The sequence below is a fragment of the Wolbachia endosymbiont of Nasonia oneida genome (assembly GCF_009012935.1).
GTDB lineage: Bacteria > Pseudomonadota > Alphaproteobacteria > Rickettsiales > Anaplasmataceae > Wolbachia > Wolbachia pipientis.
The window spans coordinates 1-9,967 of the sequence record NZ_QESS01000027.1 but is presented as its reverse complement, the minus strand read 5'-3'; the positions used below and the strand labels follow the sequence as shown (position 1 = coordinate 9,967).

Below are 9,967 nucleotides of genomic sequence, written 5' to 3'. Positions count from 1 at the left end.
ATTTTATAATACATTCTAACACTTTTTCCTTAACTTAATGGCAGTGCCGAAAGCTTTCCCCATACTTCTCCTCCTCCAGTATCTCCTTCAAATACTCGGTAGTCTATTGACCAACTTTCGCGGCTTTTTCCCCATGCTACAACTTCTACTTCTAAACGATCTTTTTGGACATCAACACCTGCTGTGAGAACTACTTCGCCTTTTGGTACTGTGCCTACGGGAAAAAATTCTCTCCTGTTAAATAATTGCTTCCAGTCTGGTACTTCTCCTTTATCTACCCAAGTTTCTCCAAGCGTGGTATTTATCCAAACTTTTAGTAATTGTTCACTTTCCTTTGCATGGAGAAAGTCCTCTACTGCTTGTTGCCAACTATACCAGCCAACTGGGCTATAAAGACTTGAAAGATGAAATCCTTTTTTCTCACCTTTTACTCTATTAGTAGGCCTCCATTCTCCACGCTCAAGCATCTCTGTTTTTTGATGATTTTCTATCTTTTTACCACATTCTATACATACATAGTGTGCTGTATTTGGATTTTTATCTTCCCATTTTATTTGTGACCATTTTAGAACTTGATAGTAATTACAATGCGGACATGGTACAAAAAAATATCTCTTATCTGTTGCTTCAAATTCTTTCTCAATTCTGCTGATTCCATGAATTGTTGGTGTTGATACTAAAAAAATCTTTCGCCGTGCAAATGTATTAGTTCGAGCAATACTGAGCAGTACTGGATCTCCTTCTCCTCCTGAATCTCCTGGGTAGGCATCTATTTCATCAAGAAAGAGATATTTTACTGGCATAGATCTAAGTCCTACACTGCTATTTGCTCCAGTTATTACTACTATTCCACCTGGAAATTCCTTACTTTGCACAGTATTGCCCGAATCTCTTGATCTTGGGTCTTTTACTTTACTTTTTAAACATGGTGTACTTTCAATCAGTGGTGCAAATCTTCCCTTTGACCAACGCTTTCCCATTTCAACTGTTGGCTGTACTACTAGCATTGGACCTGGTGTTTGATCGATAATGTAGCCAATCCAATTGTTACCAGCTTCTGTTCCCCCAATCTGTGCTCCTTTCATGAATACTACTTTTTCTGCTGGTGAGGACGGAGAAAGTGAATCCATGATTTCTTTTAAATAAGGAGTTCTCTCCGTTCTCCATTTTCCTGGCTCTGATGCTGCAGTTGCTGCTAAAACTCGATACTCATTTGCCCACTCTGATACTTTAAGCTCTGGATCTGGTCTTAAACCTTCAGAAAAAGCTCTAGCGTATATCATTGTCTGCATCTACTCATCACTGGTTCTATCTCAATATCATTAACAGTAGAACTTATTTCTCCAGACTCCTCCAATTCCATAAACATCTTTTTCTGAAATTCGTTTTCTATATATCTTTTGCTCATCTCACTTATCATTATTGCTATAATAAGTGCAAGTATTCCTGTTATTGTTGCAAAAATGATTGCACTGCTTATTGTTGTTGCTGTTAAACCTATATATGCTGCCATTGCTACTGCACTTACTGAGGTAAAAACACAGATCACACTATTGTATTTTCTTACTTTTGCATCTCTATGCTCTATACACCTATAATAAATTGGTACAGATCTGCCTATCTCGTCTGGTAATTTGATACTCTTTTCTTTAAATAAAGTTTTTAGTAACTCTAAATTGTTTGATTTGATTGCTAAATGTAAAATAGGTGTATAATTTGCTCCTTTTTTCAGCAGTAATTTTACTACATGTAAATGTCCTTTTTCTGCAGCAAGGTGGATAGGTGATAGACCTTTGTTGTTTGAAATATTAACATCAACTTCTTCTTTTAAAATGGACTCTACAAGCTCAATATCTCCTCTTTGTGCAGCTAAATGTAATAAACTATTTTTTTCAGATCCATATTTGTTGCTCATCAAAGCCTTCTTTATCTCAGGTTTAGCGTAGTCAAATGGTGTTTTACCGCTATCGTCTTTTACCAGAGGATCTATATCTTCTCGCGTTAGTAAAACTTCTATTGTTTTAAGTCTTTCAGCGTAATGTAGAGGTGTTCTATTTTCGTAGTCCTGCAAATTGACTTGAGCATTAGGCTCCTTTATTAAGCATTTGAGGATATCAAGACATAAATCCCTTTCATCGTAATTAGTATTACTTACAGCTATATGCACAGGTGATAATTTCATCGAGTTTTGTCCTACACGTGCGCTATTTACATCTGCTCCAAGCTCCAGTAATAACTTTACTATCTCCAACTTTTTATTATTAACTGCATAGTGCATTGGTGTCTGATTTCGTGCATCAAAGACATCTATTTCAGCGCTTCCTTCTTCCACTAAAACTTTGACAACATTTTCATGTCCTATGCCTGCTGCTAGATGTAATGGCGTATGATGCAAAGTATTTAGTACATTAACGTCAATACCTTTTCCTATCAAATATCTTACTGCATTAACTTCACCTATCATTGCAGCTAAGTGAAGTAAGCTATCTTCCTCTGATCCGTATTTGTTATTAATTAGCGCTTGTAATATTTCTGCTTTTTTCCCTTCTTTGGCATAATCTAAGGAGGTTTTGCCTTCATTGTCCTCAACAAAAGGATTAATGTTCTTCTTCGTGAGTAATAAATCCACCATGCTTAACTCGTCAAACTCTATAGCGCAATGTAGTGGTGTCTTTCCATTTAATCCTCTAACATTAACATCTAATCCAGGTTGATTGATGAGACACTTTATTAACTCTAAACTTAAGTTATCAGTCATTTTATATTCAAAATCTTTTTATATTTGAAATTTAGTGTTAGATAATTCTTCGAGTGAGTTTGTAATCTCTTCAGTTAGCGCCATATGAATCTTTTCAGTGTCACTCAGTGATGCAAGCAGTGCTGAAACTCTATTTGGAATATTAAGCAAATTATTACGGACAACTCTTGCTACATTAAATGCTTCGTTTTTTACCTCCTCTACTGCTACAAGTTCACCAATCTCAGCTTTTGCCTTTGCCTCAAGCAGTTTACCTCGTTCCATTTCATTTTTTATTCTAGTTTTTAGCAACATCGTGGAAAGGTTACTTGTATTTTCGTTTTCTGGATTTTTCCTCCTCAGTGGCTGACTTGGATCTCTTATTGCCGCTACTGCTTCATTTGCTTGTTCTCTACTTACCAAACCATCCTCCAACTTAACTATTCCTTTTTTTACTAAATAACAGACATATTGCTTTGATACTCCTATCTCTCTTGCCCATTCTGTTTGTGTGATTTTTTCCACTTTTTTCTTACTGTTTTTCTTCTTGAATCTTTGAAAAAGTTTTACCAGTACCAGAAAGAATAGCTTCTCTTCCGGTATATATTTGCCAACGTTTTATGGTTACATCTACAAATTTTGAATCTAGCTCTATTGTCCTACAAATTCTTCCTGTTCTCTCACATGCAATCAGTGTGCTGCCAGAACCGCTAAATGGATCAAGAACTATGTCTCCTGATCTGCTGCTGTTTACTATTGCTCTCTCCATTAGCTCTACTGGCTTCATTGTTGGATGTAATGAGTTATGCACTGGTTTGTCATAAAACCACAAATCACTTTGATTTCTTCCTCCATGCCACTCACGTTTATTACCGCTTTTCCATCCATAGAGCATTGCTTCGTATTGTCTTTGATAATCTGATCTGCCTAGCGTAAAGTGATTCTTTGCCCAAATGATAAATGTTGACCAATGACCACCTGCTTCTTCAAATACTTTTTGCAACGTTGAAAACTCTGATGATGATATGCAGATGTAAATTGCACCTTTCGTATATGCTAAAATATGGGAACAGATGTCGTAGAGAAAAAGTTCGTACTTTTCACCTTGATTATCGTTTAATATTTTTTTATCTTGACTGCTACCATAATCAACGTTATATGGAGGATCACAAATAGTAATGTCTGCCATTTTATCATCTAACAGCGCTTTATATGATTCAACTACAGAGCTATCACCACAATAGATTCGATGATCACCTAAAATCCATAAATCCCCTGGTTTTGTTATTTCTACCCTTTTTTCATCACCAACCAAGTCAGAAAGATCTTCTTTTTCACTATCTAAATCATCAAGGAAATGTTGAACTTTTTCTAGCTCAAATCCAGTCATTTTAAGATCAAACTGTAAATCTTCTAACTCTTGAATTTCCACTCTCAAAAGATCATCATCCCACTTTGCCCAATTAGCTGATTGATTGGCAAGTAGTCGAAAAGCTTTGGTTTGTGGCTCATTTAAATTATCACTGAGGACCACTGGAATACTCTCCATACCAAGTTTTCTTGCTGCTTTAAGTCTTAAATGACCATCAACCACAGTTCCATCGCTTTTTGCAACTATTGGTATACGAAAGCCAAATTCCCTGATTGAAGCACACATTCTGTTTACTACATCGTCATTTTTACGTGGATTATGCTCATATTCGACTAGATCTCGAGTAGGATAATAGTGGATTGCTAAATTCATATAATTTAAATTCTTAATAATTAAAAAGTTAATATTCAAAATATGTCTAACACTAGAAAAGGCCTGAGGTCAGCACCACCAAATCCGCTAGTATGGCCGAAAGGACCCACTTTTTATCGATTTTCCGTCTTATTAATATCTTTACTAAAATTCATAACATAGAACATCAAAGCTAAAGCATCCCCCTCATTATCATCTCTAGGTGAAAATCCTTTTTCCTTTACAGACTCAATAACTTCACTCTTACTTGCATTGCCTTTGCCCGTTATAAAGCGTTTGATAGTTTTAACATTAACACCTTGGTAGGGCACATGATGTTCTTCACACCAAGCAGAGAGAACTGCAAGAAAACCACCGTAGCAATGCGCTGCATCAGTTCCTAGATGTCTTCTTACTTCCTCAAAATACACTGCTTCAATATCTGAAAATCTTTCCCTCATCTCATTGAGCCACCTACGAAAATTTAAGAAGTGCATTCCACCTCCGCTGAAACGGCTACCATGAAAACTTTCGCTCCCGCTTTGAATTACTCCATCAGTGAAAATAGCCCAGCCTGTTTGCTTGCCAAGGTCCAGTGTTAGGATTGACATTTATATTCAGAATTTGTTTCGCTAGAGTACGTGAAGCCTATATAATATATATTCAGGATTTGAAAAATTTTTGTCCAAAAAATCTTCTTCTTAAGCAAACTTTTTAGAAAAAACTTGGTTAAAAATCAGTAAACAGCCCTTGCATAATTATTGGTCAAGATTTTCAAATTTCTATCTTAACTATTTAAATAGTCTATTATGCTATTATGGTGTGGTTAGTTTCTTATGAACATTTATCCAAATCGTAAATTTTGGGAAGATGATTTAGAAGTCCCTGTTAACCATTTGCTTGATCGTTTTCACAATACAAAAATACGTCAGTCTTGGATAGATTCACTTTCTGGTAAGCAATTAAATATTATTTTTCAAAACTCCTTTAAAGATAAATTAAATGCTCAACTCTTTGATGATGAAAGTTACGATAATACATCTGTACAATACAAACGTAAAGTGATTGCTAATTATTCCGATTCTCTCGTTACTTACTACTTGATTACCTGTTTTGACCGCGCAAAACTAGAAGTTACTGTCAGTGAAATTGCAAGATCTGCATTAACTACAGAACTCATGAAATCCTACCTTGTAAAAAATAATAATAAATATGATAAGAAGTCTTTGCTGTTTTTACTGTTTCATGCAGATTACAATCTTTTAAAGTCTGTCTATCACTTTGAAAAAATACAAAGAAAGAGTTTCATGTCTTTTGCCTTACAAAAAATACCAAGACGACCAAGTACTCCATTTAAAGACTTTATCTCAGAGGAAATCATACAACAAATACTGAAAGAAGATAACATTAAGAAAAATGACAGTTTCGAGAATCAATTACAAGGTTTCTTCTATCATCAGAATCGTTTATATGTGTTAATACGCAAAGCTAGCGATATAGATTTGTTATTAAATTCAAACAAAGTCATTCATGGCCATAAGGCAGAGTGGATGATTTTGGATTTTCTACTAAATGGCACTCAGGTAGATCTTGGTGCTAGAAATATCGATCAAGCTATAGAAATAGCAAATAGCATTGCAAGTTGTTACTTTGGTTGCGAATGTATTTTTGTAGATGTGCAGGATAAAAATTTCGCGGAACAGGTACATAAATTTATAGAAACTTGTATTAATGAATCTGATTCAAATATTCGTGTTTTTGAGTTAAAGTTTCAGTCAAATCGTTTCAATTACAGCTACACTAATATCACCTTGACTGTCGCTCCATATGATCCTATTGCACCGGAATTGCATGTTTTAAAGCCATTTGTAGGAGACATAGTGCCATTTATAGAGTCGATTAAAGTGATATTTCAAGGCAAAAAGATAGGCTTATTTTTCAAGCGAAGTGATGAGTACATAGCAATTTACTACTCTGAACATCCTCTGAATAAAAGGGAAAGAGAGGATTTTAAAGCATACATAAAACAATTTTATGGTCTTACAATCTTGCCAAGAGCAAATCTCTGACCTTCTTAATTCTGGCAGCTCTTGGGTTAATCCAAATCAAAATTACATCAAAGCAGCAAGGTATTTGTCAGATCTCAAATTAATTAAGATGCAAGAGAGGTCCTACATTATCTGCTCTCGTAGACAAGATAAATTAGATTGGCCAAATATAGTTGATCCATACTGTAACAATGAGATTTTCATTGATGAGGACTTTAACGAAGCATGCGATAATATAATTTGTGAAAATTGCAACCGTGATATTTTACCTAATACCTACAAGAAGCAAAGATTTCATCGCTTATCTGTATATTTAAACCCAGAGAAAATCATGCATTGGTTTGAAGGTCAGCTAAGTAATACGCATTTCATGTGGCAAAAGGTGGAAAGAGGAGTTTATCATGTTGGTGACCAAGGTCAATTTGTAAATCTCATTGTTCTTGATTTTTGCACCAATCCAACATTCTTAACGATAGATAAGCTTAAAGCTAATCCAACTGTATTAATAATACTGAGAAAAAATCCATCAAACATACCTCTTGATTTGCCCACAGTAAAAATGGTTGACCTTTTCTTTCAGCATAAGACGTTAATTGAAGTATTCCAAGAAGCAGCACAAAGAGGATTACTAGAGTTCATACCAAATACTTCAATGCAAATCTTACATACTGCACTTAATCTAATTGAACCTCCTAAAGAGAAGGAATTACTAAAGTTGCAATTGATAGAGGGCTCACTTTACGTAAACAATATAGAGATTCTAAATAAGAAAGCTGTAGCATGTATGAAGGTTTTTCGCATATTATTTGAACAATTTTTGAATGATTGTAAAAAGGAATTACCTCCTGAAAAACACATGTTGCTTAGCATAACTGAAATAGAAAAGCGCCTAAATCTTGATCCAGAAGCAGATCCAGAACATCACATCAGAAAACCACTAAACACAATCCAAAGGACAATAAAAACCACCTTAGCTAAAAAGTTAGGACTAAACATCGAACGTAATAATGTGATTCAAACAGTTGGTTGGCCTGGATCATCGCGTAAAGATTATGGTTACCGTATTAACCCTTTTACTGTGGTAGTTCGTTAACTATGTTGACGAGAAGTAAAAACGGAAAAAGTAAAATTCGTGTAATCAAGTTTTAAAGACGCGTTCTTTGGTTGGATTTTTACCCTAAAGTCGCATCTAGCTTTAAAATACAGTTTTTATCTTATTTAAAGAAATTTGAAAATATAAATTCTCAATTACGTAACTCACCAAAAACCTACCTCGTTTCTTTTGCTTTCTTCAATCTTTTCTACTCTGTTCGTTTGCCAACTTTTGTGTTTGAAGCACATCTACACTCAATGCCCCTGTACTAATATATACCGGATTTCTTACTACTTTTTCCTGGATTTTCTCAAAAAAAGTTAAAATAATTTTTAATCACAAAAAATGAAGAGACTGTAGAAAAAAGGTTTTCATATTGCCTTTTCTGTTGTTTTTTTGGCATTTTGTAGTGATTTATGTTAGATTACTTGAGTTTATTTAGGCTAAAATATATGATTTTGTACGATGTCTATTTACGGAAGAACGTGGTGGGGTAAGAAATGGCTTCAATCTTTCAATGAAGTTGATTACGATAACCGCCTTTCACGTGGTAGAACTTATGCTAATACTGGTCGAGCTTTTGGTATTCAAATCAATGGTAATACAATTACAGCCAAAGTTAGTGGTTCAAGACCTCATCCATATAAAGTTAAAATAATACTCAATGAATTAAATTCATCGGCTATCCGTTGTATTGTTGAAAATTCTCCCTCTATATTACCTAAATTAATAAATAAACAATTACCAACACTTTTGTTTGATAAACTTAACGACTCAGGTATTAAATTGTTTCCCTCGAATTGGGAAGAAATGAACGCAAGTTGCAATTGTCCTGATTGGGCTATGCCTTGTAAACATATTGCTGCTGTAATTTATCTTATTGCTGCAGAAATTGATAAAAACCCTTTCGTAATTTTCAATATTCATAATTGTGACTTGTTGTCGCTGATTGATGATTTTGGAAATGGAAAATTAGAAAACATTCAAAGTATTCTAAAAATTAATGATCTATTTAAATCGTCTTCTAAAGTTAAAGTATATGACCAAGTAAACTTAAATGATATTGATCTATCGACTATCCCTAACCTTGCTAGCTGTATCGAAAATATCTTGACGAATAATCCACTCTTTTTTGAAAAAAATTTTCACAGTATTCTGCAAACAGCTTACAAGCATTGGCAAAAATATCCTACGGGGAAATCAGATTATTCTTTCTACTCTTCCAAGAAAAAGCTATCGGAAGAAGAATTGTTTACTACCAAATGGGGAAGTATTGAACATTGGCAAACATTTCAATTATTTATCGATGACCAATACCAACTTATTCGAGTAAACAATGGTATAGCTAATTCATTTATGCTCAGCGAAAGTGTTTCGAGGAATATAGCACAATTTTTAAACGATATTCCTATTTTATTACTGCACAAGCTTAATTCTGAACTTCGTTTCATGCATATGATTTCACAGTTTGCACGTACGCTCATGGAAAAATCAGCACTAGTACCACAAATACTACAAAATAAAAGAGGAGAATTCATAATTAGGTGGATCCCTGCGTTGTTTAATGAATCAGTCAAAGAAATTCATAGAAAAATATCATCTATGTGTCCACCTCTACTAATTCAATATCAGAAAACTTCTATAGAGCCTGAAGAACAGGTTAATATTGCAATTTCTTTAATCCTTTTGGGATACATGGCAAATAATTTTCCTGCAGCACTTGATAAGTATAGAGAAAAGAATACCTTTCCTTCATCAATGGACAAGTATCGAGACAAGCACATCTTTGCATTATTTTTTACTGGATCAGCATACAAGTTTAGTGAGTTTAGCAACAGAGAAATACCTCAAGCAATTAATCTCTGGTTATCACGGCTTTATTTAACAGATAAACCATACAAACTTTACTTAATGGTAAAAGATTATTATGAAAGATTTGAGCTTGATATACAGGTATCTTTAGATGATGGAAAATCGATAATAAAGCTGAAAAAAGCACTGTTTAATCACAGCACAAAACTTAGCATTTTATCTGATATTGGACTGTTGTCTGAGTATATACCTGAACTAGAAAGGTCAACTGACGACGATAGTAAGTTGTTGTTTAGCTTAGATGATTTTGCACCATTGTTTTTAAACATCTTGCCAGTATTAAGAGCTATTGGCGTTATAGTTATCTTACCAAAATCACTGGAAAAAATCCTAAAGCCAAAGTTGAGTCTTAATTTATCTGCTAAAGGCAAAATTGAAGAAGATCGGAAAAGTTTCTTAACGCTTGAAAAATTATTGAAGTTTGATTGGAAAATAGCGATAGGTGATAAAGAGATCACTGCCATTAAGTTAAGGAAAAAGTGTTAGAATGTATT

Annotated in this window: 7 protein-coding genes and 1 pseudogene; 3 read left to right on the top strand and 5 right to left on the bottom strand. The window is 34.3% G+C overall.

The annotated features are described in order from the left end of the window. Positions 1-41: 41 nt before the first annotated feature. The 5 genes and pseudogenes from DEF52_RS05680 to DEF52_RS05660 form a co-directional block, all read right to left on the bottom strand. Positions 42-1,283 (bottom strand): annotated as a pseudogene (locus tag DEF52_RS05680) (phage terminase large subunit family protein); the annotation flags it as partial. Further along, on the bottom strand, positions 1,280-2,758 hold the full coding sequence (locus DEF52_RS05675) for an ankyrin repeat domain-containing protein (RefSeq protein ID WP_151808100.1): 1,479 nt from the start codon (positions 2,756-2,758) through the stop codon (positions 1,280-1,282). The gene DEF52_RS05675 and the pseudogene DEF52_RS05680, both read right to left, overlap by 4 nt. A gap of 18 nt (positions 2,759-2,776) precedes the next feature. Beyond that, complete coding sequence (locus DEF52_RS05670; protein ID WP_151808099.1) at positions 2,777-3,262, bottom strand: hypothetical protein; 486 nt, start codon at positions 3,260-3,262, stop codon at positions 2,777-2,779. 7 nt (positions 3,263-3,269) lie between these two features. Further along, the gene (locus DEF52_RS05665) at positions 3,270-4,481 is read right to left on the bottom strand and encodes a DNA modification methylase (RefSeq protein ID WP_151808098.1); all 1,212 of its coding nucleotides are present in this window, start codon (positions 4,479-4,481) and stop codon (positions 3,270-3,272) included. 113 nt (positions 4,482-4,594) lie between these two features. Continuing rightward, positions 4,595-5,071, bottom strand: coding sequence for a crossover junction endodeoxyribonuclease RuvC (locus DEF52_RS05660; RefSeq protein ID WP_151808097.1), 477 nt, complete (start codon positions 5,069-5,071; stop codon positions 4,595-4,597). Between the two features lie 225 nt (positions 5,072-5,296). Between DEF52_RS05660 and DEF52_RS05655 the strand changes: the two genes are divergently transcribed. From DEF52_RS05655 to DEF52_RS05645, 3 genes are all read left to right on the top strand, one after another. Next, the gene (locus tag DEF52_RS05655; RefSeq protein WP_151808096.1) at positions 5,297-6,529 is read left to right on the top strand and encodes a hypothetical protein; all 1,233 of its coding nucleotides are present in this window, start codon (positions 5,297-5,299) and stop codon (positions 6,527-6,529) included. Continuing rightward, positions 6,495-7,601, top strand: coding sequence for a hypothetical protein (locus DEF52_RS05650; protein WP_151808095.1), 1,107 nt, complete (start codon positions 6,495-6,497; stop codon positions 7,599-7,601). The genes DEF52_RS05655 and DEF52_RS05650 overlap by 35 nt, the downstream gene beginning before the upstream one ends. A 465-nt stretch (positions 7,602-8,066) precedes the next feature. Further along, positions 8,067-9,959, top strand: a complete 1,893-nt coding sequence (locus tag DEF52_RS05645; protein WP_237357374.1) for an SNF2 helicase-associated domain-containing protein — start codon at positions 8,067-8,069, stop codon at positions 9,957-9,959. The last annotated feature ends 8 nt before the right edge of the window (positions 9,960-9,967 follow it).